At 62.0% G+C, this 23814-nt stretch carries 26 protein-coding genes; 14 read left to right on the top strand and 12 right to left on the bottom strand.

What is annotated here, in order from left to right:
- Nucleotide 1 precedes the first annotated feature (1 nt).
- Nucleotides 2-580, top strand: coding sequence for a hypothetical protein (locus tag K3762_RS09145; RefSeq protein WP_120351021.1), 579 nt, complete (start codon nucleotides 2-4; stop codon nucleotides 578-580).
- A gap of 63 nt (nucleotides 581-643) precedes the next feature.
- On the opposite strand, the gene K3762_RS09140 is transcribed toward K3762_RS09145, so the two are convergent.
- The 3 genes from K3762_RS09140 to prfA all read right to left on the bottom strand — a co-directional run bounded on the left by K3762_RS09140 (nucleotide 644) and on the right by prfA (nucleotide 3377).
- Nucleotides 644-1273, bottom strand: coding sequence for a DUF4167 domain-containing protein (locus K3762_RS09140; protein ID WP_132443441.1), 630 nt, complete (start codon nucleotides 1271-1273; stop codon nucleotides 644-646).
- Nucleotides 1274-1482: 209 nt separating this feature from the next.
- A complete protein-coding gene (gene prmC / locus K3762_RS09135) occupies nucleotides 1483-2325 on the bottom strand; it encodes a peptide chain release factor N(5)-glutamine methyltransferase (protein WP_067629029.1) in 843 nt (280 codons plus the stop codon).
- Nucleotides 2322-3377, bottom strand: coding sequence for a peptide chain release factor 1 (gene prfA / locus K3762_RS09130; RefSeq protein ID WP_132443442.1), 1056 nt, complete (start codon nucleotides 3375-3377; stop codon nucleotides 2322-2324). The genes prmC and prfA overlap by 4 nt, the downstream gene beginning before the upstream one ends.
- A gap of 60 nt (nucleotides 3378-3437) precedes the next feature.
- On the opposite strand from prfA, the gene K3762_RS09125 reads away from it, so the two are divergent.
- Nucleotides 3438-3737, top strand: coding sequence for a hypothetical protein (locus tag K3762_RS09125; RefSeq protein WP_132443722.1), 300 nt, complete (start codon nucleotides 3438-3440; stop codon nucleotides 3735-3737).
- Here K3762_RS09125 and K3762_RS09120 read toward each other — a convergent pair.
- From K3762_RS09120 to K3762_RS09110, 3 genes are all read right to left on the bottom strand, one after another.
- Nucleotides 3675-4100 (bottom strand): DUF1499 domain-containing protein, encoded by a 426-nt coding sequence (locus K3762_RS09120; RefSeq protein ID WP_132443443.1) that lies wholly within the window; start codon nucleotides 4098-4100, stop codon nucleotides 3675-3677. The two genes, K3762_RS09125 and K3762_RS09120, sit on opposite strands and share 63 nt — an antisense overlap.
- 105 nt (nucleotides 4101-4205) lie before the next feature.
- Entirely contained in the window at nucleotides 4206-5171 is a 966-nt protein-coding gene (speB, locus tag K3762_RS09115; RefSeq protein WP_132443444.1) for an agmatinase, read from the bottom strand.
- Nucleotides 5171-6340 carry a M20 aminoacylase family protein gene (locus tag K3762_RS09110; RefSeq protein ID WP_132443445.1) on the bottom strand — a complete coding sequence of 390 codons (1170 nt, stop codon included), beginning with the start codon at nucleotides 6338-6340 and terminating at the stop codon, nucleotides 5171-5173. Before K3762_RS09110 ends, speB begins: the two co-directional genes overlap by 1 nt.
- 64 nt (nucleotides 6341-6404) lie before the next feature.
- Here K3762_RS09110 and mazG point away from each other — a divergent pair, with 64 nt between their 5' ends.
- From mazG to K3762_RS09090, 4 genes are all read left to right on the top strand, one after another.
- Nucleotides 6405-7229: a nucleoside triphosphate pyrophosphohydrolase gene (gene mazG, locus K3762_RS09105; RefSeq protein ID WP_132443446.1), complete on the top strand. Its 825-nt coding sequence runs from the start codon at nucleotides 6405-6407 to the stop codon at nucleotides 7227-7229.
- Between the two features lie 77 nt (nucleotides 7230-7306).
- Nucleotides 7307-8248, top strand: a complete 942-nt coding sequence (locus K3762_RS09100) for a nucleoside hydrolase (RefSeq protein ID WP_132443447.1) — start codon at nucleotides 7307-7309, stop codon at nucleotides 8246-8248.
- On the top strand, nucleotides 8245-8694 hold the full coding sequence (locus tag K3762_RS09095) for an N-acetyltransferase (RefSeq protein WP_132443448.1): 450 nt from the start codon (nucleotides 8245-8247) through the stop codon (nucleotides 8692-8694). Before K3762_RS09100 ends, K3762_RS09095 begins: the two co-directional genes overlap by 4 nt.
- Nucleotides 8694-10103, top strand: coding sequence for a YdiU family protein (locus K3762_RS09090; protein WP_132443449.1), 1410 nt, complete (start codon nucleotides 8694-8696; stop codon nucleotides 10101-10103). The genes K3762_RS09095 and K3762_RS09090 overlap by 1 nt, the downstream gene beginning before the upstream one ends.
- Nucleotides 10104-10106: 3 nt before the next feature.
- Here K3762_RS09090 and K3762_RS09085 read toward each other — a convergent pair whose 3' ends face one another.
- Both K3762_RS09085 and K3762_RS09080 read right to left on the bottom strand, forming a co-directional pair.
- Nucleotides 10107-10301, bottom strand: a complete 195-nt coding sequence (locus K3762_RS09085; protein ID WP_206054258.1) for a hypothetical protein — start codon at nucleotides 10299-10301, stop codon at nucleotides 10107-10109.
- Nucleotides 10302-10314: 13 nt separating this feature from the next.
- The gene (locus tag K3762_RS09080) at nucleotides 10315-11625 is read right to left on the bottom strand and encodes a DEAD/DEAH box helicase (RefSeq protein WP_120351011.1); all 1311 of its coding nucleotides are present in this window, start codon (nucleotides 11623-11625) and stop codon (nucleotides 10315-10317) included.
- 348 nt (nucleotides 11626-11973) lie between these two features.
- Between K3762_RS09080 and K3762_RS09075 the strand changes: the two genes are divergently transcribed.
- Nucleotides 11974-12393, top strand: coding sequence for a Fur family transcriptional regulator (locus K3762_RS09075; RefSeq protein ID WP_067629018.1), 420 nt, complete (start codon nucleotides 11974-11976; stop codon nucleotides 12391-12393).
- Nucleotides 12390-13088 carry an NYN domain-containing protein gene (locus K3762_RS09070; RefSeq protein WP_260009013.1) on the top strand — a complete coding sequence of 233 codons (699 nt, stop codon included), beginning with the start codon at nucleotides 12390-12392 and terminating at the stop codon, nucleotides 13086-13088. Before K3762_RS09075 ends, K3762_RS09070 begins: the two co-directional genes overlap by 4 nt.
- Nucleotides 13089-13107: 19 nt before the next feature.
- Here K3762_RS09070 and K3762_RS09065 read toward each other — a convergent pair whose 3' ends face one another.
- Nucleotides 13108-14169: an AbrB family transcriptional regulator gene (locus tag K3762_RS09065; RefSeq protein WP_120351009.1), complete on the bottom strand. Its 1062-nt coding sequence runs from the start codon at nucleotides 14167-14169 to the stop codon at nucleotides 13108-13110.
- Nucleotides 14170-14298: 129 nt separating this feature from the next.
- On the opposite strand from K3762_RS09065, the gene K3762_RS09060 reads away from it, so the two are divergent.
- Genes K3762_RS09060 through K3762_RS09050 form a run of 3 tightly spaced genes read left to right on the top strand, consistent with a single transcriptional unit; the run spans nucleotide 14299 to nucleotide 17048 of the window.
- On the top strand, nucleotides 14299-15201 hold the full coding sequence (locus K3762_RS09060) for a DMT family transporter (RefSeq protein ID WP_260009010.1): 903 nt from the start codon (nucleotides 14299-14301) through the stop codon (nucleotides 15199-15201).
- 33 nt (nucleotides 15202-15234) lie between these two features.
- Nucleotides 15235-16512 (top strand): phosphopyruvate hydratase, encoded by a 1278-nt coding sequence (gene eno / locus K3762_RS09055; protein WP_260009007.1) that lies wholly within the window; start codon nucleotides 15235-15237, stop codon nucleotides 16510-16512.
- Nucleotides 16512-17048 carry a GNAT family N-acetyltransferase gene (locus K3762_RS09050; RefSeq protein ID WP_132443453.1) on the top strand — a complete coding sequence of 179 codons (537 nt, stop codon included), beginning with the start codon at nucleotides 16512-16514 and terminating at the stop codon, nucleotides 17046-17048. The genes eno and K3762_RS09050 overlap by 1 nt, the downstream gene beginning before the upstream one ends.
- A 69-nt stretch (nucleotides 17049-17117) precedes the next feature.
- Here K3762_RS09050 and K3762_RS09045 read toward each other — a convergent pair whose 3' ends face one another.
- Both K3762_RS09045 and K3762_RS09040 read right to left on the bottom strand, forming a co-directional pair.
- Nucleotides 17118-17765, bottom strand: coding sequence for a hypothetical protein (locus K3762_RS09045; RefSeq protein ID WP_132443454.1), 648 nt, complete (start codon nucleotides 17763-17765; stop codon nucleotides 17118-17120).
- A 283-nt stretch (nucleotides 17766-18048) separates the two neighbouring features.
- Nucleotides 18049-19176, bottom strand: a complete 1128-nt coding sequence (locus K3762_RS09040) for an anhydro-N-acetylmuramic acid kinase (RefSeq protein ID WP_132443455.1) — start codon at nucleotides 19174-19176, stop codon at nucleotides 18049-18051.
- 66 nt (nucleotides 19177-19242) lie between these two features.
- Here K3762_RS09040 and tyrS point away from each other — a divergent pair, with 66 nt between their 5' ends.
- The 3 genes from tyrS (at nucleotide 19243) to K3762_RS09025 (ending at nucleotide 21993) form a co-directional block, all read left to right on the top strand.
- Nucleotides 19243-20493 carry a tyrosine--tRNA ligase gene (gene tyrS, locus K3762_RS09035; RefSeq protein ID WP_132443456.1) on the top strand — a complete coding sequence of 417 codons (1251 nt, stop codon included), beginning with the start codon at nucleotides 19243-19245 and terminating at the stop codon, nucleotides 20491-20493.
- A gap of 133 nt (nucleotides 20494-20626) precedes the next feature.
- Nucleotides 20627-21382 carry a 3-hydroxyacyl-CoA dehydrogenase gene (locus tag K3762_RS09030; RefSeq protein ID WP_132443457.1) on the top strand — a complete coding sequence of 252 codons (756 nt, stop codon included), beginning with the start codon at nucleotides 20627-20629 and terminating at the stop codon, nucleotides 21380-21382.
- Nucleotides 21382-21993: a hypothetical protein gene (locus K3762_RS09025; protein ID WP_260009002.1), complete on the top strand. Its 612-nt coding sequence runs from the start codon at nucleotides 21382-21384 to the stop codon at nucleotides 21991-21993. The genes K3762_RS09030 and K3762_RS09025 overlap by 1 nt, the downstream gene beginning before the upstream one ends.
- On the opposite strand, the gene K3762_RS09020 is transcribed toward K3762_RS09025, so the two are convergent.
- A complete protein-coding gene (locus tag K3762_RS09020; RefSeq protein ID WP_132443459.1) occupies nucleotides 21990-23801 on the bottom strand; it encodes an ABC-F family ATP-binding cassette domain-containing protein in 1812 nt (603 codons plus the stop codon). The two genes, K3762_RS09025 and K3762_RS09020, sit on opposite strands and share 4 nt — an antisense overlap.
- Nucleotides 23802-23814: the final 13 nt, after the last annotated feature.

The following is a 23814-nucleotide window of genomic DNA, read 5'->3' as shown; positions in this document are numbered from 1 at the left end:
AATGTTCTACCGTCTATTGCTCGTCTGCACGCTGCTGCTGACGCTTTCCGCCTGTGCCTTGCCCCGCAACGGGCCACCACCACTGGGGACTGAGGCCGATATTTCGGCGCTGACCCGTGCCATTACAGAACTCTCGCCCAGTGTGGACCCGGCAGAGGCCGCCCGCGCAGCGCGGATCGCCTACCGTCATACCCATGAGCTGGCGATTGCCTATCAAATCACCGACCCGCCGCTGATCCATAACGTGAAGGTCAACAACGGCAGCAAGCCACGGGGCCTGTGTTGGCATTGGGCAGAGGATCTGGAGAAACGGCTGTTGGCCGAAGATTTCGCCACGCTCGACATGCACCGCGCCATCGCCAATGGCGACTCGCGATTGTTGCTGGATCATTCGACGGCCATCATCTCGGCGGCGGGTGCCCAGATGGAGGCAGGGCTTGTCCTTGATCCATGGCGGCAGGGCGGCGAGTTGTTCTGGTCGCCGGTCATGAGCGACCCGCGCTACGACTGGGAGCCGCGTGAAGAAGTGCTGCGGCGTAACGGGCGTGTCAGATATGTGCAGGCGGGGATGGAAGGGTAAGCCCACCCCGCGCGCCCTACCAATGGCCTACACGAAAAAGCCCCGCAATTTGCGGGGCTTTTGTTATTCTGCGGCTTTGGCGGTGTCGTTACCGTCGCCATCGCTGCCATTGTCCTGCGGCTGTGCCTCTGCCGCTTTCGGCTTGGGCTTGCGACGCGGAGCGCGTTTCGGCTTGGGCTTGCTCTCGGGTGTGTCGACCAGCGTGCTCTCTTCGCTGTTCGTCTCGGCCTCGGCTTGCTGCTGAGCGGGCTCTTGCTCGGGCTGTTTCTCCGCTTTTGGCTGATCGCCTTGCGGTTGGTTTCCCTGAGACTGATTGCCCTGAGGTTGATTTCCGCCCTGCTGCGCCTCGCGCTCCTGACGCTCTGCACGCTCGCGATCCCGCTCGGCTTGGCGCTCACGGTTCTGGCGCTCTTGCTCTTCGCGGCGCTGATCCACCTCGCGCTGCGCTTCGCTCAGCAGACGCAGATAATGCTCGGCGTGCTGTTGAAAGTTCTCGGCTGCAACACGGTCATTGCTCAACTGTGCATCGCGGGCCAGCTGGTTGTATTTCTCGATAACCTGCTGCGGCGTGCCGCGCACCTTACCCTCGGGGCCGGAGCTGTCAAAAACACGGTTGACGACATTGCCGCCGCCACCTTGCGACGAGCGTTTGCGGTTATTCTTCGACCGGGAGCGTGATCTGGGAGAATTCATGGAATGATGTCAGCCTTGTGTGCTGTGTGTCGTTCACCGGGGGGTGCAAAGCACGTCTTGAACCCGGCCTAAGCGATATGTTGGGCATAGTGCCGCGCGGGACCGCCTATGGCATCCACCGCTGCAACACCCCTGACTAACCATGCCAGACAGGCTTGGGCAAGAAGAAACTGCCGCTTGGCCTGCCAAATGGCGGTTTTTTCGCGATTTCACGCCGGTTTATCGGCTGAAACGACCCTTGGCCGCCCATCCAGATCATGTGCCAGCGTCACCCGTCCCCAGCCTGCGGCGGCAAAGATTTCCTGCACCGCTTCACCCTGTTGCCAGCCGATTTCGACCATGACCCGGCCTTCGGGCGTGAGATAGCCCTGCGCCTCGGCGGCGATGATGCGATAGATGCTCAGCCCGTCCTGCCCATCGGTCAGCGCCATCTCTGGCTCGTGCTGACGCAGTTCCGGAGAGACCGCTGCCATTTCATCGGCAGCCAGATAGGGTGGATTCGACAAGATCAGATCAAAGCGCCCGTCAACGGCGCTGAACCAATCAGATTGACGGATGTCGGCCCGTTCGGCCACCCCATGCTGAACCGCATTGGCGCTGGCCTGAAGGCAGGCGGCTTCGGAAAGGTCAACGCCCAGCCCCGTCGCGCGCGCCCTTTCGGCCAGCAGGGTGACGAGGATACAGCCCGACCCGGTACCAAGGTCCAGAATGCGGGAGAAATCATTGCCGAGGGCCAGATCAATCAGGGTTTCCGTCTCAGGCCGCGGGTCAAGCACATCGCGGCTGATCGCAAAGTCGCGGCCATAGAATGCCCGCCGTCCAATGAGTTGTGAGACCGGTACCCGCACGGCCCGCAGAGCGATTAGCTGCTCAAAGCGTTCGGCGACCTCGGGGGCGATTTCCTCGGGCGCGATCAGGGTCACGCGGGCGGCATCCACGGCGGCGGCATGGGCCAACAAAAGCCGCGCATCCCGCGCCGGATCGGGCACGCCCGCCGCCCGGAGCCGACCGGCCGCGGCGGCCATGGCTTGGGCCGCGGTCTGGGGGCTCACCCCTCCATCTCCGACAATTGCCGCGCTTGGGCGTCGGCGGTCAGCGCATCGACGATCTCATCCAGATCGCCCTGCATCACGGCCTCAAGACGGTAGAGCGTCAGGTTGATCCGGTGGTCGGTCATCCGCCCTTGGGGGAAGTTATAGGTTCGGATGCGCTCGGACCGGTCGCCCGAGCCCACCTGCGCCGCGCGGTCGGCGGACCGTGCGCTGTCGATCCGGCTGCGCTCCATGTCATAGAGCCGCGCTTTGAGCACCTGCATTGCCTTGTCGCGGTTGCGGTGCTGGGATTTCTCGGATGAGGTCACCACGATCCCGGTTGGGATATGGGTGATGCGCACGGCGGAATCGGTGGTATTAACGTGCTGGCCGCCCGCACCCGAGGAGCGCATTGTATCGATCCGCAGGTCATTTGCGTTGATCTCGATATCCACGTCCTCGGCTTCGGGCAGCACCGCCACGGTGGCTGCCGAGGTATGGATACGCCCGCCGCTTTCGGTTGAGGGCACGCGCTGCACGCGGTGCACGCCGCTTTCGAACTTCAGCCGGGCAAAAACGTTCTGGCCGGTGATATGGGCCACGACTTCCTTCACGCCGCCCAACTCGGTCATCTGGCTTTCGATAAGGTCAAATCCCCAGCCGCGCGCTTCGGCATAGCGCTGGTACATGCGCAGCAGATCGCCTGCGAACAAAGCGGCCTCATCGCCGCCAGTGCCGGGGCGGATCTCCAACATCGCGGGCTTCGCATCGGCGGAATCGCGCGGCAGAAGCGCCAGTTGCAACCCCTGCTCCACCTCCGGCAGACGTGCCCGCAGACGCGGCAGTTCTTCGCGCGCAAGCTCGGCCATCTCGGGGTCTTTCAGCATCTCTTGGGCTTCTTCAAGGTCGCGCTGAAGCTGCTGGTAAAGGTCGATTTGATCCACCACGGGCTTCAAATCACTGTATTCTTTGGCGAGGGCTGCAAAATCGGCCCCATCGGAGCCAGCAGACATGCTGGCCTCCAGAAACTGGAAGCGTTGCGAGATTTGCGCGAGGCGGTGCATCGGGATCATGGGGTTCCTGTCGCTTATGCAAAAGCTTTGGTCAAGAGGCGGCTTATGCTATCATGGGCTATGAAACGCATCATGCCGCTCACCTGCCTTGTGGCCCTGACGGCCCTGCACCCTGCCCTTGCGGATGTCAAAGCGCCGGGCGGCAAGACGATTGATTGCTATTGCACCAACAGCACCGGCGCCCGTGTGGAACTGGGTGAAACTATCTGCCTACAGGTCGGTGGGCGCATGTTCATGGCGCAATGCCAGATGTCGCTCAACGTGCCGATGTGGCGCGAGGTGCAGCAAGGCTGCCTGTCATCGCGCCTCAATCTGAGCGAGCCAGCCGTTGACCCGTTTGGCGTTGACACCCAGATCTGACCGGCCAAAGCGCGAGCGGCCATAGACTTCCATGTAGCGCGGATTAGCGCCGTAGACGCCGATGGTGGTGAAATCTGGATAGCCCATCAATTTGGTGCGGGTGACATAGGTGACCTGCCCCTCGGCCAGTGATCCGGCGACGACCTCGGTACGCGGGGTCTGCATGATGGCACTATCAAGCTGCGCCAAAGTCTCTTGCCCGTCGCCGTCAACCGGTGCGCGCCAGATATAGCTGTTGGTGCCTTGGGTCTTGCCCATCTTTTGCCCTTCGGCCTGCGCATGCCAACGCGCGGTATCGGTTGGCGCAAATCGGACATAGGCCACCAAGGCGACGAGGGCGATCACGATGATCCAGAACAGCATTTTAAGCACCTTTCAAAGGTCGGCGATTTGAGGCGACGCAGGTGGTCGCGGTGAGGTGGGCGGCCCCCAAGCCTGAGGGCTGCCCGATGAAGTTGTGGCCTTCGCTCACGCGGTTCTCATGCGGTGGCCCAGCAACGACAGAATCTCGGTCGCGACATGCGCGCCCGCGATCGCTGTCGCGCCTGTGGTGTCGAAGGGCGGAGAGACCTCAACCACGTCGCCGCCCATGATGTTGATCCCGGCCAGATCGCGCAGCATGATCGAGGTCTGCGCCGAGGTCAGCCCACCCCAGACCGGCGTGCCGGTGCCGGGGGCAAAGGCCGGATCGAGCGCGTCGATGTCGAAGGTCAGATAACAAGGCCGGTCGCCGAGGATTTCCTTGATCTTGGCAACGGTCGCCTGCGGCCCTTTTTCATGCACCTCACGTGCGTCGATGATGTTGACGCCCATCGTGTCTTCGTTGGTGGTGCGGATGCCGACCTGCACGCTGGTCGCGGGATCGACGATACCGGACTTCACGGCCTTGTAGAACATGGTGCCGTGATCGATCCGGTCCATGTCGTCGTCGGCCCATGTATCGGTGTGAGCGTCGAACTGTAACAGGCTGATCGGCCCGTATTTTTCGGCATAGGCCTTGAGGATCGGGAAGGAGATATAGTGATCCCCGCCCAGCACGACCGAGGCCGCACCGGCATCCAGAATGGTCTTGATATGCGCAATGAGTGCCGCCGGAAACTGGCTGACATGGCCATAGTCGAAAGCCAGATCGCCATAATCCGCGATGGCGAATTCGCTCAGCACGTCAAAGTCCCAGCCATAGGGCGCGTCGGGCGCTTGCAGCGCGCTCGCCTCGCGGATGGCGCGGGGGCCAAGGCGGGTGCCGGGGCGATTGGTCACCGCTTGGTCAAAGGGCACGCCGGTTACGGCAATGTCCACGCCGGTCAGATCTTTGGTGTATTTGCGTCGCAGGAAGGAGGTCGCACCGCCAAAGGTCAACTCATAGCTCGGCCCTTTGAGGTCCTCGCGGGTAAAGGCCATATCCATCTGTTTGGCCGCGTCTTCCAGTGCCATTACTTGCCTCCTGCTGGCTGTGCCCGCTCAACGATGCGGGCGAAAAAGGATGCGCCGAGCGGCGCGATCTCGTCGTTGAAGTCGTATTCCGGATGATGCAGCCCCGCGCCCTTACCGGTCCCGAGGAACAGATAGGCACCGGGGCGTTTTTCAAGCATAAAGCTGAAATCTTCCGCGCCCATTTCGCGGCCATAGTCGCCATGCACGCGGTCCGCGCCCACCACTTCGCTTGCCGCCGCGATGGCGGTTTCGGTCTTGGCGGGATCGTTGACCGTGGCGGGATAGCCGACCTCATAGACCAGCTCGGCTGAAACGTCATAGCTTGCCGCCTGCCCGTCCACGATCTGCTGCATGCGGCGCATCACCATCTCCTGCACCTCGCGGTCAAAGGTGCGCACGGTGCCGTTGATATAGGCGGTCTCAGGAATGATGTTATCGGCGCTTCCGGTGTGGATTTGCGTGACCGAAACCACCAGATCCTGTGCCGCGACATGATTGCGGCTGACGATGGTCTGGATCGCTGTGGCGATGCCGCAGGCCGCCACCACAGGGTCGCGGGTGTCATGGGGCATCGCGCCATGGCCGCCTTTGCCCTTGATGTGAATGTGAAACTCGTCCACCGCTGCCATGAACGGCCCCGGGGTGGTGAAAAACGCACCTTCGTCCAACCCGGGCATGTTGTGGATGCCGTAGACCTGCGCGATGTCGAACCGCTCCATGATGCCTTCTTCGACCATAATACCAGCGCCGCCGCTGGCCTCTTCAGCAGGTTGAAAGATTAGCGCCACCCGGCCCGAAAAATTGCGTGTTTCGGCCAAATAACGCGCGGCGCCCAGCAACATCGTGGTATGCCCATCATGCCCGCAGGCGTGCATTTTGCCCATGCGGGTGCTGGCGTAGTCCTTGCCCGTCGCTTCATGTATGGGCAGGGCATCCATATCGGCGCGCAGGCCGATCGTCGGCCCTGCGCCCTGCCCGTTGATGATCGCAACCAGACCGGTTGTCGCGATGCCTTCGTGCAGTTCATCGACGCCAAATTCCCGCAGCCGTTCGGCGACAAAGGCCGCCGTCTCATGACATTCCAGATCCAACTCAGGGATGCTATGCAAATGGCGCCGCCACGCTGTCATATCCTCCGCAAAGGCATTGATCCGGTTTACCACGGGCATGGGCTGGACTCCTTGGGGTTGGTTTGGTCAGGGTGCATCTGACACCAGACATACGGGGCCTGCAATGCCGGACAACACAAAAGCCGATCTCATTCACGATTCCGATGCGGGCATTGAACGGCTGCTTGAAATCATGCGCCGCCTGCGTGATCCCGACACCGGCTGCCCCTGGGATATCGAACAGGATTTCGATAGCATCGCCCCCTATACCATTGAAGAGGCTTATGAAGTTGCCGATGCCATTGCCCGCCGCGATTGGGCGGAACTTGAGGGCGAACTGGGCGATCTGCTGCTGCAATCGGTCTATCACACGGCCATGGGCGAAGAAGCGGGGCATTTCACCTTTCAATCTGTGGTGCGCAACATCAGCGATAAGATGGTGGCGCGCCACCCGCATGTCTTTGGCGACGAATCCCGCGACAAGAGCGCCGAACAGCAAACCGCCGATTGGGAAAAGATCAAAGCCGCAGAGCGCGCTGGCAAAGCACAGGGCGGCACGCTGGACGGGGTGGCGATCGGCCTGCCCGCTTTGTTGCGCGCGATGAAATTGCAAAAACGCGCAGCGCGGGTCGGCTTTGATTGGCCCGAGACGACACAGGTGCTGGACAAAATCACCGAAGAGGCCGCCGAATTGGTCGAGGCGAAAGATACGCTTTCGCAGGCCGAGGTTGAGGAGGAATACGGCGATCTGCTGTTTGTGATGGCCAATCTGGGCCGCCACCTTGGGCTCGACCCCGAAGCCGCCCTGCGCGCTGCAAATGCCAAATTCACCCGCCGGTTTGAAGGGATTGAAGCGCGGCTCGCGGCCATGGGCAAAACCCCGCAAGACAGTGATCTGTCTGAGATGGATGCGCTTTGGGATGCCGTGAAACTGGCGGAACGCGGCTAATCGCCGGGCCTGCGGCTGGACAAAGACATGAGCCTCCGGCAAGGCTCTGCCCCAAGCAATTTGACGAAAGTAAGCCCATGACCCCGCGCAAAATCATCATCGACACCGACCCCGGACAGGACGACGCCGTCGCGATCCTCCTTGCGCTGGCCAGCCCCGAAGAGATCGACGTGCTGGGCATCACCTGTGTCGCGGGCAACGTGCCGCTGGAGCTGACCTCGAAAAATGCGCGCATCGTCTGCGAATTGGCGGGGCACCGGGATGTAAAGGTCCTTGCCGGTTGCGACCGCCCGCTGGGCCGTGACTTGGTGACGGCAGAACATGTGCACGGCAAGACCGGCCTTGATGGCCCCGACCTGCCCGACCCCACCATGCCGCTGGCCGAGGGGCATGGCGTCGATTTCATCATCGAACAGATCCGCGCCCATCCCGCAGGCAGCGTGACCCTCTGCCCCTTGGGCCCGCTCACCAATATTGCGACCGCCCTGCAAAAGGCGCCCGATATCGCCGAAAAGGTGCAAGAGATCGTGCTGATGGGCGGTGGCTATTTCGAAGGGGGCAATATTACCCCCACGGCGGAGTTCAACATCTACGTCGACCCCCATGCCGCTGATATCGTGTTTAAATCAGGTATTCCCATCGTCGTGATGCCGCTGGACGTGACCCATAAGGCGCTGGTCACCAAACCGCGCAACGATGCCTTCCGCGCGATTGGCACGCCGGTGGGTGTCGCCGTGGCCGAAATGACCGATTTCTTCGAGCGGTTCGACAAAGAGAAATACGGCTCCGAAGGCGCGCCGTTGCATGACCCTTGCGTCACCGCCTATCTAATCAACCCCGATCTGTTCAAAGGTCGCCATATCAACGTCGAGATCGAGACTGTGTCTGAACTGACCATGGGCATGACCGTAGCCGATTGGTGGGGCGTGACAGACCGCGCGCCCAACGCGCTTTTCGTGGGCGACCTTGATGCCGATGGGTTCTTTGCGCTGCTCACCGAAAGGCTGGCCCGTCTATGAGCGCACATCTCACCCTCGGCGCGCCTGAGCATCTTGATAAACTGGTAGGGCTGGTCGCGGCCTTTCATGCCGAAGCGGGCATTGAGATGACCGATGAGCAGCGCCGCAACGGATTGGCGCCGCTGCTGGAGGGGATCCCCCATGGGGCCGCCTATCTGATCGGCCCGCCCCGCGCGCCGATTGGCTATGTGGTGATCTGTTTCGGCTGGTCGGTTGAATTCGGCGGGCTGGACGCCATCATTGATGAAATCTACGTCCGTCCCGGCGTGCGGGGGCGCGGCATTGCCTCGGAAGCGCTGATCGCTCTGCCACGGGCGCTTGCCGCAGGCGGGTTGCGCGCCATCCATCTTGAGGTGGACCGCACCAATAAAGCGGCGCTCAAAGTCTATACCCGTGCGGGCTTCCGCCCCCGCGAGGATTACATGCTTATGTCTCGGAAACTGTGATGCGTATTCCCTTTGATAACAGCTATGCCACCCTGCCCGACGGGTTCTTTACCCGGCTCGACCCGACGCCGGTAAAAGAACCCAAGCTCTTGGCATGGAACGACGATCTGGCGGCGTCGCTCGGAATCGAAGGCGGCGATGCAAAGACCCGCGCGCAGGTTTTCGGCGGCAATGCGGTGCCCGCAGGGGCGGCCCCCTTGGCGCAGCTTTACGCCGGGCATCAGTTCGGCAATTTCAACCCGCAGCTTGGCGATGGCCGTGCGATCCTGCTGGGCGAGGTCGTCGACAGCGTCGGCAAGCGCCGTGACATTCAGCTCAAAGGCTCCGGCCCGACGCCCTATTCGCGTATGGGCGATGGCCGCGCCTGGGTTGGGCCGGTGCTGCGCGAATATCTAATCAGCGAGGCGATGCATGCGCTCGGCGTGCCGACCACCCGGGCCCTCGCCGTCGTTGCCACCGGGGAGCCGATCCTGCGCGAAAGCGGCCCTCTGCCCGGCGCCATCGTCACCCGCGTCGCCGCAAGCCATCTGCGCGTCGGCACCTTTCAAGTCTTTGCCCATCGCGGAGAGACGGAGGCGCTCAAAACCCTCACCGACTATGCCATTGCGCGGCATTATCCCGATGCCGAGGGTCCGCTTGACCTTCTGCGCGCGGTCTGTGCCGCGCAGGCAGAGCTGGTGGCGCAGTGGATGTCCTTCGGCTTTATCCACGGGGTGATGAACACCGATAATTGCAGCATCTCAGGCGAGACGATCGACTATGGCCCCTGCGCCTTTATGGATGCCTTTCATCAGGGCCGTGTGTTCAGTTCCATCGACCGGCAGGGCCGTTATGCCTATGGCAATCAACCGCAGATCGTTGTGTGGAACATGGCGCAGCTTGCGACCTCGCTTTTACAGCAGATGGACGACAAAGAGACCGCCGTCGAAGACGCCACCGAAATCGTGCATGACATGCCCGAGTTGGTCGAAGCCGCATGGCTGCGGCGTTTTGCGGCCAAACTCGGGATTTCCAATCCTCGACCCGAGGATGTGGATCTGATCAACGAACTGCTGAGCCTGATGCAAACGGACGGCTCGGATTTCACCAACACGTTCCGCGCCCTTGGGACCGATCAAGCGCGTGATCACTTTACCAACCGCGATGCCTTTGACGCATGGGCCGAAAACTGGCGCAGCCGGATCAAGGATGAGCCGGACCCGCAGGCGGTCATGCAGGCGGCGAACCCCGCCGTGATCCCGCGCAACCACCGGATTGAGCAGATGATCGAAGCCGCCGTTGCGGGCGACATGGCCCCGTTCGAGCGGTTGATGACAGCGCTGGCGACGCCCTTTGAAGAGACCGATCCCGAGCTTCAGCGCCCGCCGACCGAAGATGAGATCGTCCCGGCGACCTTCTGCGGGACCTGAAGCCTAGCGCACTCGGGGTTTGCGGTTGATCAGGTGGATCCCTGTCGCCACCAGCAGCAGGGCGAACCAAACGGTGAGCCCGATGTCTTGCGACAGGATCAGCCAGCCGAAAAGCACCGCTAAGACCGCAGCCACGCGGGTCGGATAAGTCAATGGCGCGCTGTGGTTGTCACAGCACGCCATTGGGTCGTTCAACATTCTAAATGTCGGCTTAGGCTGCCTGCTGGCCGCCCGGCTTCCCGCCGCCGCCACCGCGCCGACGGCGACGACCACCGCTTGGCTTGCCAGCGCCTTCGCCCCCGCCTCCGCCACCGGGACGACCACCGCCGCCACCCGGACGGCCACCGCGCCCACGGCCACGGCCTTTGGGTTTGGACGGCTCATCAATCACTTCCCAAGGACGGCCCGAAGCCACAGGGATCGAGATGCCCATGGTCTTTTGGATCGCTTTCAACTCGCCCATTTCATCCGGTGCGCAGAAGGCCACGGCAGCGCCGTCCTTGCCCGCCCGCGCGGTCCGACCGATCCGGTGCACATAGTTGTCAGGCACGTTCGGCAGCTCGAAGTTATAGACGTGCTTCACATCCGGGATATCCAGACCACGGGCCGCCACATCGGTGGCCACCAGCACAGTGATGTCGCCATTTTTGAAACCCGCAATCGCGCGGTCACGCTGGCCTTGGCTTTTGTTGCCGTGGATCGAAGCGGCGTCGAAACCGGCTTTCACCAGCGTCTTCATCAGCTTTTCCGAGCCATGCTTTGTACGGCCAAAGACCAATGCGCGCTCGCCTTTATGCTTGGCCAAAAGCTCTTTCAGCAGTTCGGTCTTTTCGGCCTTGGCGATGAAGTGCACCTCTTGCGTCACCTTATCCGCCGCCTTGCCCGGAGGCGAGACTTCGATGCGGATCGGGCTGCTAAGATAGCTGTTGGCGATCTCGTTCATCAGCTTGGGCATGGTCGCCGAGAACAGCATCGTCTGACGCTCTTTCGGGATCAGGTTCGAGATTTTTCGCAGGTCATGGATGAACCCCATGTCGAGCATCTGGTCGGCCTCATCCAGCACGAGGAAGGTCGTGGTGTCGAGCTTGACCGCGCGGCGGTCCAGCAGGTCCAGCAGACGGCCCGGCGTGGCGATCAACAGATCGACACCGCGCTCCAGACGCTTGATCTGCGTGTTGATCGACTGACCGCCGACAACCATCGCCACTTTGATCGGCGTGCCTTCGGCATAGCCGCGCAGGTTCACGGCGATCTGTTGGGCCAGCTCGCGTGTCGGGGCCAAGACAAGCCCGCGCACGGAGCGCGGCGCGGGGCGGCCTTCAAGCTCCATCATCTGCGCGATAAGCGGCACACCAAAGGCCGCCGTCTTGCCGGTGCCGGTCTGGGCAAGGCCCATCACGTCGCGGCCATTCATGGCTTGGGGGATTGCTTGTCGTTGGATCGGGGTCGGATCTTTCAGACCCATTTCATTCAACCGGGCCACCAAGTTCTTTGGCAGGCCCATCATGTCAAAATCGCTCATTCGTTCACTTTCCGGCACGCAAGAGCGCGCACCATCCTTAGTCGCCGCGCCCAATTCAGGCGCCACGGGGTCGCGCAAGCCAGATCGCGGGCGCAGGCCACATGCCTCACACCCGTCTGTCGCGCTTGGCCCCACGCGTGATTTTGGGAACATCGGCGGGCCTTGTCGTCAGCGTCCCAGAGGCCCCTTATGGGACTTGGCGCTGATACTGCTCACGCGGCAGAAGGCTTCGCTTGACCCCCACATGGGCGGTGCGCGGGCAAAAGTCAACCGGCGGGGTTCAATTGCGGTGGCGTCTGACCGCGCTAGAATGTTAGGAACGTGGTCCGACGGACGAAGGGCGAAACGATGCGCAACCCGATCATCAAACGGTGCGAGGCCATGGGCCTGCGCATGACAGGTCAACGCCGGGTCATCGCGCAGGTGATTCACGACAGTGACGACCACCCCGATGCCGAGGAATTGCTGGCCCGCGCCACTGAGATCGACAGCGGCATCTCTATCGCCACGGTTTACCGCACGGTGAAACTGTTCGAAGAGGCAGGCATCCTCGACAAGTTAGAATTCGGCGATGGCCGGGCGCGCTATGAAGATGCGCAGCGCGAACATCACGACCACCTGATCGACGTGAATTCCGGCGAGGTGATTGAGTTCGTCGACGCAGAAATCGAAGAGCTTCAGGAACGTATCGCGCGTAAATTGGGTTACAAACTGCAGGGGCACCGGATGGAACTTTACGGTGTGCCAATCAAGAAGGATGACCCATGACCGACCGTGACCGCCCGCTTCTGGCCGTGTTGATCGACGCCGACAATGTCCCGGCCAAACATGCCGCGGCCATCATGCGGGAGGTCACAACCATCGGAGAGCCCGCCCTGCGCCGCGTCTATGGCGATTGGTCGAATGACCACCTCAAGGGATGGAAGACGCCGATCCGCGAGTTGGGCTTGGTGGCCCATCAGGAAACCGCGAACACCAAGGGCAAAAACGCCAGCGACATCGGTCTGGTCATTCAGGCGATGGACATTCTGCACAGCCGCCGCTTCGATATTATTGTGATCGTCTCGTCTGACAGTGACTTCACCGCGCTGGTGAACCGTCTGCGCGAAGATGGGGTGACGGTGATCGGCATCGGCGAAAAGAAGACCCACGATTCGCTGCGCAACGTCTATAACCGCTTCATTCTAATTGAAAACCTCGACGGCGCGGAGCCGGATACAACGTCCCGCGCCAGCGCCAAAGTGGCCGACGCCCTGCCCCTGTTCAAAGCCGCGATGGATAAGATCGACACTGAGGACGATTGGTACAATCTCGGCCAGATCGGCCAGACGATACAGGCTGCGCATCCGGATTTTGACAGCCGGACATACGGCCATGGCAAACTGAGCGCCTTGGCGGCTGATCTGAAGGCATTGGAAACCCGAAAGACAGGCAATCGGCTGATGGTGCGGCTGAAACCTTAACGCCTGCGTATCCTGCGTATCACTCGGCGGGACGCTTTTCTCGGCGGGAGACGCGCGACAGCATGGCGGGCAACAGCACGCTGAGCACCACCAGCCGCATGATGTGGCAGGCGGCGACGAATCCCGGCACCACGGCCAGCACCGCGCCAAGCGCGATCATCGTCTCAAGCCCACCGGGCGCAAAGGCTACCAACACATGGCCCAGCGGCATGCCAAGCGCCCAAGCCACAGGCACAGCACCCAGCCCCGCCAGCCCGACGGCCACGCCGGTAATCGCCAGTCCCGCACCAAGGCCGCTGACAAACCGTGCGGGCGTAATGCCAGAAAATCGCGTGCCGATCAGGCAGCCCAGCACCAGATAGGCGATAAGGGTCAGCCAACCCGGCAGCACCCCGGTCTCCAACTTGGTCAGATGCGCGATGGCAGAGACCACCATCGCCCCCATCAAAAGCGGTGCGGGCACCGAAAGCCGGGCAAAGATCAGCCCTACAACCACGGCCGCAAAGATCATCACGAAGATTGAGAGCACCTCCATCCCCGCGCCCGCCGGGGCGATATTGCCGGTCATATCGACGCCCATCAGCAAAGCGGCAAAAGGCACGACAATGGTCAATGCCAAAAGCCGGACCGACTGGGTGATCGAAATCCGCGGCACGTCAGAGCCTCCGTCGCTGGCAATCGCCATGACGAAACTCAGATGCCCCGGAGCCGAGGCCAGAAGCGCGGAACGCGCGTCGAAACCGAAATACCGCGCCAGCATCCAGCGGCAGACAGCCATAATCCCCCAGATCACCCCCGTCATAAATACAAAGGCCAGCGGCCAGCGCACCATGGCGTTGACAGCATCTTGGTTAAATCCCGCGCCGACAGCGATGCCCAGCACCACGAAACAGGCATCCCGCAGCCGCGGGTCGACTGCCGTGCGCAGACCGGCCAGCCCCAGACCACTCACCGCGATCACCGGCCCCAGCAGCATATAGACAGGCGCGTTGAGCCACCAAAACAGCAGCGCGCCAAGACCCCCTGTGGCAAGGGTCAGCAGGGTGTCACGCGGGGCAAGGGAAAGGCTGGGCCATCTCATGCATGATGGCTAGCACCCTGCCGCAGCGGGCGCCAGAGCCACACGCATGACGCGCATTTTGGGCTCTTGCCCTTTCATCGCAAAAGGTTCATGGGCGATTGGCAATATCCGGTGTGAAAGGGCGATAACATGGACAATCTGCGCGGCGCGATGCTGATGGTGCTGGCCATGGCCGGTTTCGCCATTGAGGATATGTTCGTCAAACTGACGAGCGATGCCCTCCCCGTGGGGCAGATCATCGCGCTGTTGGGCGCGGGCGGCGGGGCGATCTTTGCCGTGATCCTGCGCATTCAGGGGCGGCGGTTGTTCTCTGCGGATATGCTCACCGGGCCGATCCTGCTGCGCGCCGTGGGTGAGGTGCTGGGCACCCTGTGTTTCGTGACTGCCATCGTGCTGACGCCGCTTTCCTCGGCCTCTGCTATTTTGCAGGCGACCCCGCTGGCCGTGACCCTTGGTGCGGCGCTGTTTCTGGGGGAACCCGTCGGCTGGCGGCGTTGGAGCGCGATTGTCGTGGGTTTCCTCGGCGTGCTGCTGATCGTCCGCCCGGGGTTAGAGGGGTTCAACGCGCTGTCGCTCTTTGCCGTGGCAGGTGTCATCGGCCTTGCGCTGCGCGATCTGGCGACCCGTAAAGTCCCCAAAAGCATCAGTTCCATGCAGCTTAGCTTTCTTGCCTTTATCGTGCTGGTTCCGGCAGGGCTGATCCTGATGCTGGCTGCTGGCACCCCCGCCGCCATGCCCGGCGGGGCCGAGGTGGTCTATCTTGCCGCCGCGATGGTGATCGGTGTGATGGCCTATTACGCCATCGTGGCCGCCATGCGCGTGGGCGAAGTCAGCTTCGTCACGCCCTTTCGTTACATGCGGATGCTATTCGCGTTGGTCGCGGGGATCGTGGTCTTTGACGAATCCCCCGACACGCTGTCGCTGGTGGGGGCCGCAATCATCATCGCCTCGGGGGTCTATACCCTGCTGCGCGAACGCAAAATCACCCCCCGGCCCCGCCGCGGTCTTTCCAAGCCGGGCCTGCCGGGGTAAACCGCTGCAAACCCGAACATGAGGACAAAGCCCATGAGCACGATCATCGACATCCACGCCCGCGAAATCCTCGACAGCCGGGGCAACCCGACGGTCGAAGTCGACGTTATCCTCGAAGACGGCACAATGGGCCGCGCCGCTGTCCCCTCCGGTGCCTCCACCGGCGCCTATGAGGCGAACGAGCGTCGCGACGGCGACATATCCCGCTACCTCGGCAAAGGCGTTTTGGAAGCCTGCGCCGCCGTCAACGGCGAGATCGCAGAGGCGTTGGTCGGGATCGACGCGACCGAGCAGGTCGAGATCGACGAGATGATGATCGAACTCGACGGGACCGAGAACAAATCCCGCTTGGGCGCGAATGCGATTCTGGGCGTGTCGATGGCCGCCGCCAAGGCCGCCGCCGACTACTGCGCGCAGCCGCTTTACCGCTATATCGGCGGCACCACTGCCCGCGTTCTGCCCGTGCCGATGATGAACATCATCAACGGTGGCGAACATGCCGACAACCCGATCGACATTCAGGAATTCATGATCATGCCGGTCGCCGCGGGAAACATCCGCGAAGCCGTGCGCATGGGCGCCGAAGTCTTTCACACGCTGAAAAAAGAACTTTCCGCCGCGGGTCTGTCGACCGGGATTGGCGACGAAGGTGGTTTTGCCCCGAACATCAGCTCGTCGCGCGATGCGCTTGATTTCATTTTGAAGTCGATCGAAAAAGCAGGCTACAAACCCGGCGAAGACATGTACCTCGCCCTCGATTGCGCGGCGACGGAATACTACAAAGACGGCAAGTATGTCCTCTCCGGTGAGGGCAAGACCCTGTCGAGCGAAGAGAACGCCGACTATCTGGCAGCCCTCGTGAACGACTATCCGATCATCTCCATCGAAGACGGCATGGCCGAAGACGATTGGGAGGGCTGGAAGGCACTGACAGATGTCTTGGGCGGCAAGGTGCAATTGGTGGGCGACGATCTCTTCGTGACCAATCCCGCGCGTCTGTCCGACGGCATCAAACGCGGCTGCGCCAACTCCATGCTGGTGAAGGTCAACCAGATCGGCACCCTGACCGAGACGCTCAAGGCTGTCGATATCGCGCATCGCGCAGGGTACACCAACGTCATGTCGCACCGCTCGGGCGAGACTGAGGATGCCACCATCGCAGACCTTGCCGTGGCGACAAACTGCGGTCAGATCAAAACCGGCTCGCTCGCGCGTTCCGACAGACTGGCCAAGTACAACCAGTTGATCCGTATCGAGGAAATGCTGGGCGAGACCGCGCAATACGCGGGCCGCTCGATCCTGCGCGGCTGATGTCTAAAGTTGATATTCGTCCTGTCACCACCGCTGCGGATCTCGCGGCGGTGGTTGAACTTTGCTGGGCCTACCGTGACTTTCTGTACAACTTCGCCCCGACCGAGCGGCTGATTGTCGAGACCTTCTATCCGCAAGACAAATACAGCGCTCTGATGGCCCGTCTGGCCGATGAACACGCCCGCCCGCGCGGCATCATTCTGTTGGCCGAGCGGGATGGCATCCCTTTGGGCTGCGGCATGTCCCATGCGCTGAGCGATACCGAGAGCGAGATCAAGCGCGTCTTCGTGACGGATGCCGCCCGTGGTACAGGTGCGGGTCGGGCGATCTGCCAAAGGTTGATAGATCAGGCGCGGGAGGATGGGTTTGAGAAGGTCTATCTCGACACGTCCATCGCCTTTGCCCCTGCCCGCGCGCTCTATGCCTCGCTTGGGTTTATTGAGCGGGGGCCCTATCAGCCAATGCCTGATTTCGCCCGTAAGGCGATCTGCTTTTATGAGCTGCCGCTGACGACTGCCGCCGCTCTGCCCCGGTAGCGCATAATGAGGGGCGGAAGTTCCCCCCGCCCCTCATTCTTCATTCCGCGGCCTTCATCCCACTGCCGATCAGCTGGCGAATAACTGCAGGAACTTCTGTTTCGAATACCCCAGCCGCAATACGCCGCGGTCGGACAAACGCGGCGCAATCCGCATCCGGATGATATCTTTGTCAGTTTTCAGCGCCGCGCTGAGGCGTAGAACGGCATCGACCTTACCGTTGGGTCCGGGGGCGACTTCTTCGATCATACCGACCAAGATGCGGTCTTTGCTCCAGACCGGTGCGCCGATGAGCGTCGCAATGTTGATCGTTTTGGCAGAGATTGCACTGCTGTCGGCCACGCCCGTCGCCCGGCCTGCGGTGGTCCCTGGGACAGGGTCCTGCCCGCCCGTGCCCGCACCGCCGCTGCCTGAGCCGCCATTGCTACCGACCGAGACGCCCGCCCCGGCCCCGACACCATGACTGCCGCCGACTGAGGCGCCGACGTCTGCGTTCACGCCATCACCGCCGCCGACCGACGCGCCGACGCCCGCGTTCACGCCGCTATCCCCGCCGACTGAAGCGCCGACTCCGGCTCCGACGCCATCGCTTCGGCCAACTGAGGCCCCCATGCCGACATCCGCGCCGCCGTGGCCGCCGGCGCTCACGCCGACCCCCAGACCAATTTCCGCCTGGGCCGCGGGCGTGAGCAAAATCGCCGCCGCCGTGATCGCCATGGAGTTTTTAAGTTTCTGGTTTGAAAGATAGTCATTTCGAATCTCCTTCTTTAGATCGGGGCCGGTAAGCTTCAGCTCCTCCGCCAGCCATTGGGCCCCATGCTATATTCACGCTTACAGAAGGATTTTTGTTTCAGATAATTGCGAAAAATATATATTTTTTGAAATTTTGTTAAAGGGATGCCGAAGTTGCCGCCTTGGCCGCGTAAGAGCTGCACCCTGCTGCCCGATTGGGCGCCCTCCGGCAAATTCCCGTCATGATTGAATTTTTAACGCTCGGACTTCAGATTCGACTGACGGTGCCGCCACCCACTGCGGCGCGCACGCCAGTGGTGCCGGGGCATGAGGTCGGCAGGCCACGCGCCACGCGCACGGCGAGATAGGCAAAAGCCTGTGCCTCCAGCATATCGCCATCCAACCCGATCTCTTCCACCGGAGCGACAGGGCAATCAAGGCTGACGTCCAGCATCCGCATCAGCACCGGATTATGGCGCCCGCCCCCCGTGACATAGACCCGCTCGGGCGGGGCTGGGCAGTGCTGCATCGCCTCGGCCACGCCAGCGGCGCACATGGCGGTCAGGGTGGCACAGGCATCGGCGTCTGACAGTTCACCGACCAAGGCGACCATTTCCGCGAAATCATTCCGGTCGAGCGATTTGGGCGGCATGCGTGCAAAGTATGGCTCGGCAAGGAATAGCTCCAACGCGCCATGTTCCACCCTGCCCCGGGCAGCCAGTTTGCCGCCTTCGTCAAAGTCTTGGCCGAGGCGGGCCTGCATCAAATCGTTGATCGGCGCATTTGCCGGGCCGGTATCGAAAGCCAGCAGCGCGCCTTCTTCCTCTGGGCGTGCAACGCGCGGATCGACCCAAGTCAGGTTGCCCACGCCGCCAAGGTTCAAGAAAGCCACCGGGCCCTCCCGCCCAGCAAAACGGGCGCAGGCATGGTGAAAGAACGGGGCCAAAGGTGCGCCCTCTCCGCCCAGTTCCACATCGGCACTGCGGAAATCCCAGACAACGGGCAAGTTGATGGTGCGCGCCAATAGCGCCCCGTCGCCCACTTGCAGCGTGCCCTGCATCCGGGGCGCATGGGCAAGGGTCTGGCCGTGGAAACCGACAAGCTCAACGCCGGGCTCATCTTTCAACAGATCATCCAACAGCGCCAGATGCGCGGCCTCAACCGCTTGCGCTGCCGCCTCAACCTCGGCCCCGTGCCATTTTCCGAATCCGGCGGCGATCACCCGACGCTCTTCGGCCGAATAGCTGCGATAGGCGCTGCGGCCAAAGCTGGTGATGTCCTGCCCATCGGTGCGCAAAATAGCCGCGTCCACCCCATCTAACGAGGTGCCCGACATCATTCCCAATGCCGTTACCACACCGGTTCCGACATGTTGCCTGTGCATGGCCCTATTCATGGCCTTTTCCTTTGCCGCTCGTGCGCATATAGATTGCCCCGCAATACAGTTTTGAGGCAAGTCACCATGACATACCATCCCAAATCGGAGTTCATCCACACGATGATGCAGCGCGGCTTTCTGGCCGATTGCACCGATTATCAAGGGTTGGACGAAGCCCTCATGAAAGGCGCGGCGCCGGCTTATGTAGGGTATGACGCCACGGCCAAGTCACTGCACGTGGGGCATCTGGTCAATATCATGATGCTGCGGTGGTTGCAGAAGTGCGGCGGCAAGCCGATCACCCTAATGGGCGGCGGCACAACCAAGGTGGGCGATCCGTCCTTCCGGTCGGATGAACGCCCCCTGCTGACGCCAGAAGCGATTGACGACAATATCGAAGGCATCCGTCAGGTCTTTGCCCGCTACCTTGATTATGGGGATGGGCCGAGCGACGCGCTGATGCTTAACAACGCTGAATGGCTCGATGAGTTGAACTATCTCGATTTCCTGCGAGACATCGGGCGGCATTTCTCGATCAATCGGATGCTTAGCTTTGAAAGCGTGAAATCGCGGTTGGACCGCGAGCAATCACTGTCGTTCCTCGAATTCAACTACATGATTTTGCAAGCCTATGACTTTATGGAATTGCACCGCCGTTATGGGTGTATCCTGCAGATGGGCGGCTCGGACCAATGGGGCAACATCGTCAACGGCATCGACCTGACGCGCCGCGTGATCGACGGCGAAGTTTACGGCCTCACATCGCCGCTTTTGACCACCAGCGACGGCAAGAAGATGGGCAAATCGGCAGGGGGCGCGGTCTGGCTGAACGGCGACATGCTTTCGCCTTACGAGTTCTGGCAGTTCTGGCGCAATTGCACCGATGCCGACGTGGGCCGGTTCCTCAAGCTCTATACCGAGCTGCCGGTCGACGAATGCGACCGTCTGGGCGGGCTTGCCGGGTCTGAGATCAATGAGGCGAAGGTGCGACTGGCCAATGAGGTCACCGGCCTGCTGCACGGCGAAGAAGCGGCGCGGAACGCCGAAGCCACGGCGCGCGAGGTCTTTGAAAAAGGCGGCGTGGGCGACGATCTGCCTACATTAACTCTTACGGCGGCGGATGTGGGCGATGGGGTCTCGATCGTTCAACTGCTGGTGAAATCCGGCCTTGCGGGCTCCGGTAAAGAGGCCAAGCGCCTGATTGCCGAGAATGGTGCGCGGATTGATGATCAGCCGCTGACAGATGCGGGCTTGATGCTCGATGCGGGCGCGCTCTCGTCTCCTATCAAGCTGAGCGCAGGTAAGAAACGCCACGCGCTGGTGCAGATCGGCTAAAGTCTTAACTTAACGGGGGCTGCCTTACGGCCCCCAGTCTCCTCCTGCTCATCACCTGTTCCAGCAAGCATGGCTTGCATGGGGCCAAACTTCGTGTTGAACTGAACAAGCGTTCATATCGGGGGGAGCCATCATGAAACTAGACAGTACAGCCGCCATCATCACCGGGGGCGCATCGGGGCTTGGCGAAGCCACGGCGCGCTATTTTGCGTCGCAAGGCGCGCAGGTCACCCTGCTGGATCGTGACGCCGCCCGGGGCGAATCTGTGGCCAAGGAAATCGGCGGGCATTTCGTCATGACCGATGTGACGGATGAGACTTCGGTGCAAAAAGCGGTGGACCAAGCTCAGGAAAAGATGGGCTGGATCACGGCGGCGGTGAACTGTGCAGGCATTGCACTTGGGATCAAGACCACAGGCCGCGACGGGCCGCACCCCTTGGACGCCTTTCAACGCACGGTCGACATCAACCTTGTCGGCAGTTTCAACGTGGCACGGCTTGCGGCGGTGGCCATGGCCAAGAACACTCCCGAAGACGATGGGGCGCGGGGGGTGATCATCAACACCGCCTCAATCGCCGCTTTCGACGGTCAAAAGGGCCAAGCCGCCTATGCCGCGTCCAAGGGCGGGATCGTAGGCATGACCCTGCCGATGGCGCGGGATCTGGCCAAAGACGGCATCCGCGTGATGACCATCGCGCCCGGTATCTTCAAAACGCCGATGCTGGCGGGCCTGCCGGAAGAAGTGCAAGCGGATCTGGCCAAGGATGTTCCCAACCCGCCGCGCCTTGGCGATCCTTCGGAATACGGGCGGTTGGCCGGGTTCATCGTTGAAATGGGCTATCTCAACGGCGAGGTTATCCGCCTTGATGGGGCGCTGCGGATGCGCTGATGCCGCTGCAGAACCGCGTCCAGCCTGATGGAGAGATCATCGCCCACCCCGCGCGGGGTGGGTTCATGGGCAATCGCGGTATCCTGCACGATGAAAACGGTCTGCACCCCAAACGCCGTTGGGCGCATCAGAATTGGGTGTGCTGTGTGCTCAGCTTTAAGGGCCGTCGGCGGCAGCTGATGGCCCCGCGTCACTATACCGAGCTTTTCTTTCTGGATGAGGCTGTGGCCTTTGCCGCCGGTCACCGGCCCTGCGCGGAATGCCGCGCCGCGGATTACCGGCGGTTCCGGGCGTGCTGCGATGTGTCGGGGCCTGCTGCGGCCCTTGACCGTCAGTTGCACAGCGAACGCGCCGTGCCGCGCGTCTTTCAACAGCGCCGTCAAACGGGCGTGGAGGTGCACGATCTACCGGACGGGGCCTTCATCTTGGATCACCCAGGCCTAAGGGGGGTGCTGTTCGGCGACGCTTTCCACCCCTATCAGCCTTCAGGCTACGGTCCGGCGCAACCACGCCCTCGGGGCCGTGTCACCCTGCTCACTCCGCCCAGCAGCGTCGCCGCCTTCCGCAATGGATACCGGCCGCAGATCGCCCTGAAAGACGCGGGGGGTTAACCCTGCGCCTTTTCCTCCAGCGTCATCCACTCTTCCTCGGCGTCGGACAGTTTTTCGTGCCGCTGAACAAGCGCATCGGTGGCCTTTTGGAACTTCACCGGCTCACGGGTGAACAACTCCGCGTCGCTGAGCAGTTCTTCGAGTTTGCCGATCTCCGCCTCAAGGCGCTCGATCTCACCCGGCAGCGCTTCGAGCCGGTGCTTTTCGGTAAAGCTGAGACCTGAGACGGATTGTTTCTTCTCTGCTTTCGGCTCGGCCTTGCCGGGCTTGGACTTTACCACGCTGTCGGAAAAATCATCCTGGTCGCGCTGCGCCAGATAGTCGCTCCAGCCGCCGGCATAGACCGTGGCACGCCCGTCGCCTTCCATGGCGATGGTGGTGGCGGCCACGCGGTCAAGGAAGTCACGGTCGTGGCTGACCAGCAGCACGGTGCCGTCGTAGTTGCCCAAGAGTTCTTGCATCAGGTCAAGCGTCTCGACATCCAGATCGTTTGTCGGCTCGTCGAGCACCAAAAGGTTCGAGGACCGTGCCATGATCTTGGCCAGCAGCAGCCGCGCCTTTTCCCCGCCTGAGAGCGAGCGCACAGGCGCGCGGGCCTGCCCCTCGTCAAAGAGGAATTCTTTTAGGTAGCCGACCACATGTTTGGGCTGTCCGCGCACCAGCACCTGATCGGCCTTGCCTGACACGCGCATGTCAGGATCCCCGGTCAGGCTGTCCCAAAGGGTCATGTCCCCGTCAAGCTGCGCACGGGCCTGATCGAAAAGCGCCAGTTCCAGATTGGTGCCGAGCTTGATCTCGCCTGAATCGGGCTGTTCTTTCCCGATCAGCATGTTCAGCAGCGTGGTCTTGCCCACGCCGTTCGGCCCCACCAGCGCGATCCGGTCGCCGCGTTGCACAGTGATCGAGAAATCCCGCAGGATCTGTTTGTCACCGAATTTCTTGGCGATCCCCGCAGCTTCGATCACCTTGCGGCCAGACTTCGGCCCGGCCTCCAAGGCCATGGCCGCCGTGCCTTGCCGTTTGATCTGGGCCGACCGTTCGGCGCGGAGATCCTGAAGCGCCCGCACCCGGCCCTGATTGCGTTTGCGCCGCGCAGAGATGCCTTCGACCGCCCAACGGGCCTCGGCCTTGATCTTGCGGTTCAGCTTGTGACGCTGCATGTCCTCTTCTTCCCAGACCTGATCGCGCCAAGCCTCAAAGCCTTCAAAACCGATGTCCTGTCGGCGCACGGCCCCGCGGTCCACCCAAAGGGTCGCGCGGGTCAATTCGCGCAGAAAAGCGCGGTCGTGGCTGATGATGACAAAGGCCGTGCGGGTGCCCTTCAGCTCGGATTCGAGCCAAGCGATGGCTTCGATGTCGAGGTGGTTGGTCGGTTCGTCCAGCAGCATCAGCTCGGGCTCTTCGGCCATCAGCCGCGCCAGTGCCGCACGGCGGCGTTCGCCGCCCGAAGCCGTGGCGACGGGGCGTGCGGGGTCGAACTTCAGCCCCTCGCCCGCGCGTTCGACCTTGTACATCTCGCCCGGATCAAGACCGTGTGCGGCGAAATCGCCAAGCGTCTCGAACCCCGTAAGATCGGGTTCCTGCTCCATATAGCCGACCGACACGCCGGGCCCGGCAATCACCGCACCGCTGTCAGGCTCGACCAGCCCGGCCATGACCTTCATCAGGGTCGATTTGCCCGAGCCGTTGCGGCCGACCAAAGCCAGCCTGTCGCCGGTCTGAATCACCAGTGAGAGGTCTTCGAAAACAGGATCGCCGCCAAAGGTCAGCGAAATGTCGGTGAGTTGTAAAAGGGGTGCGCGTGCCATGCCCGCCAGCTAT

The organism is Sulfitobacter sp. W074 (assembly GCF_025142275.1).
Classification (GTDB): domain Bacteria; phylum Pseudomonadota; class Alphaproteobacteria; order Rhodobacterales; family Rhodobacteraceae; genus Sulfitobacter; species Sulfitobacter profundi.
Note: the sequence above shows the minus strand (reverse complement) of the source record. Positions and strands in the feature narration are given on the sequence as shown.

Bases quoted from the DNA above. Each gene is read 5' to 3' on its own strand.
- tyrS (WP_132443456.1), top strand. From the start codon at position 19,243: ATGACATACCATCCCAAATCGGAGTTCATCCACACGATGATGCAGCGC.
- K3762_RS09030 (WP_132443457.1), top strand. From the start codon at position 20,627: ATGAAACTAGACAGTACAGCCGCCATCATCACCGGGGGCGCATCGGGG.
- K3762_RS09050 (WP_132443453.1), top strand. From the start codon at position 16,512: ATGTCTAAAGTTGATATTCGTCCTGTCACCACCGCTGCGGATCTCGCG.
- K3762_RS09040 (WP_132443455.1), bottom strand. From the start codon at position 19,176: ATGAATAGGGCCATGCACAGGCAACATGTCGGAACCGGTGTGGTAACG.
- K3762_RS09025 (WP_260009002.1), top strand. From the start codon at position 21,382: ATGCCGCTGCAGAACCGCGTCCAGCCTGATGGAGAGATCATCGCCCAC.
- eno (WP_260009007.1), top strand. From the start codon at position 15,235: ATGAGCACGATCATCGACATCCACGCCCGCGAAATCCTCGACAGCCGG.
- mazG (WP_132443446.1), top strand. From the start codon at position 6,405: ATGCCGGACAACACAAAAGCCGATCTCATTCACGATTCCGATGCGGGC.
- K3762_RS09110 (WP_132443445.1), bottom strand. From the start codon at position 6,340: ATGCCCGTGGTAAACCGGATCAATGCCTTTGCGGAGGATATGACAGCG.
- K3762_RS09065 (WP_120351009.1), bottom strand. From the start codon at position 14,169: ATGAGATGGCCCAGCCTTTCCCTTGCCCCGCGTGACACCCTGCTGACC.
- prfA (WP_132443442.1), bottom strand. From the start codon at position 3,377: ATGATCCCGATGCACCGCCTCGCGCAAATCTCGCAACGCTTCCAGTTT.
- K3762_RS09145 (WP_120351021.1), top strand. From the start codon at position 2: ATGTTCTACCGTCTATTGCTCGTCTGCACGCTGCTGCTGACGCTTTCC.
- K3762_RS09075 (WP_067629018.1), top strand. From the start codon at position 11,974: ATGCGCAACCCGATCATCAAACGGTGCGAGGCCATGGGCCTGCGCATG.
- K3762_RS09090 (WP_132443449.1), top strand. From the start codon at position 8,694: ATGCGTATTCCCTTTGATAACAGCTATGCCACCCTGCCCGACGGGTTC.
- K3762_RS09085 (WP_206054258.1), bottom strand. From the start codon at position 10,301: ATGTTGAACGACCCAATGGCGTGCTGTGACAACCACAGCGCGCCATTG.
- K3762_RS09080 (WP_120351011.1), bottom strand. From the start codon at position 11,625: ATGAGCGATTTTGACATGATGGGCCTGCCAAAGAACTTGGTGGCCCGG.
- speB (WP_132443444.1), bottom strand. From the start codon at position 5,171: ATGGCACTGGAAGACGCGGCCAAACAGATGGATATGGCCTTTACCCGC.
- K3762_RS09120 (WP_132443443.1), bottom strand. From the start codon at position 4,100: ATGCTGTTCTGGATCATCGTGATCGCCCTCGTCGCCTTGGTGGCCTAT.
- K3762_RS09045 (WP_132443454.1), bottom strand. From the start codon at position 17,765: ATGGCGATCACGGCGGCGGCGATTTTGCTCACGCCCGCGGCCCAGGCG.
- K3762_RS09095 (WP_132443448.1), top strand. From the start codon at position 8,245: ATGAGCGCACATCTCACCCTCGGCGCGCCTGAGCATCTTGATAAACTG.
- K3762_RS09060 (WP_260009010.1), top strand. From the start codon at position 14,299: ATGGACAATCTGCGCGGCGCGATGCTGATGGTGCTGGCCATGGCCGGT.
- K3762_RS09020 (WP_132443459.1), bottom strand. From the start codon at position 23,801: ATGGCACGCGCACCCCTTTTACAACTCACCGACATTTCGCTGACCTTT.
- K3762_RS09070 (WP_260009013.1), top strand. From the start codon at position 12,390: ATGACCGACCGTGACCGCCCGCTTCTGGCCGTGTTGATCGACGCCGAC.
- K3762_RS09125 (WP_132443722.1), top strand. From the start codon at position 3,438: ATGAAACGCATCATGCCGCTCACCTGCCTTGTGGCCCTGACGGCCCTG.
- K3762_RS09140 (WP_132443441.1), bottom strand. From the start codon at position 1,273: ATGAATTCTCCCAGATCACGCTCCCGGTCGAAGAATAACCGCAAACGC.
- K3762_RS09100 (WP_132443447.1), top strand. From the start codon at position 7,307: ATGACCCCGCGCAAAATCATCATCGACACCGACCCCGGACAGGACGAC.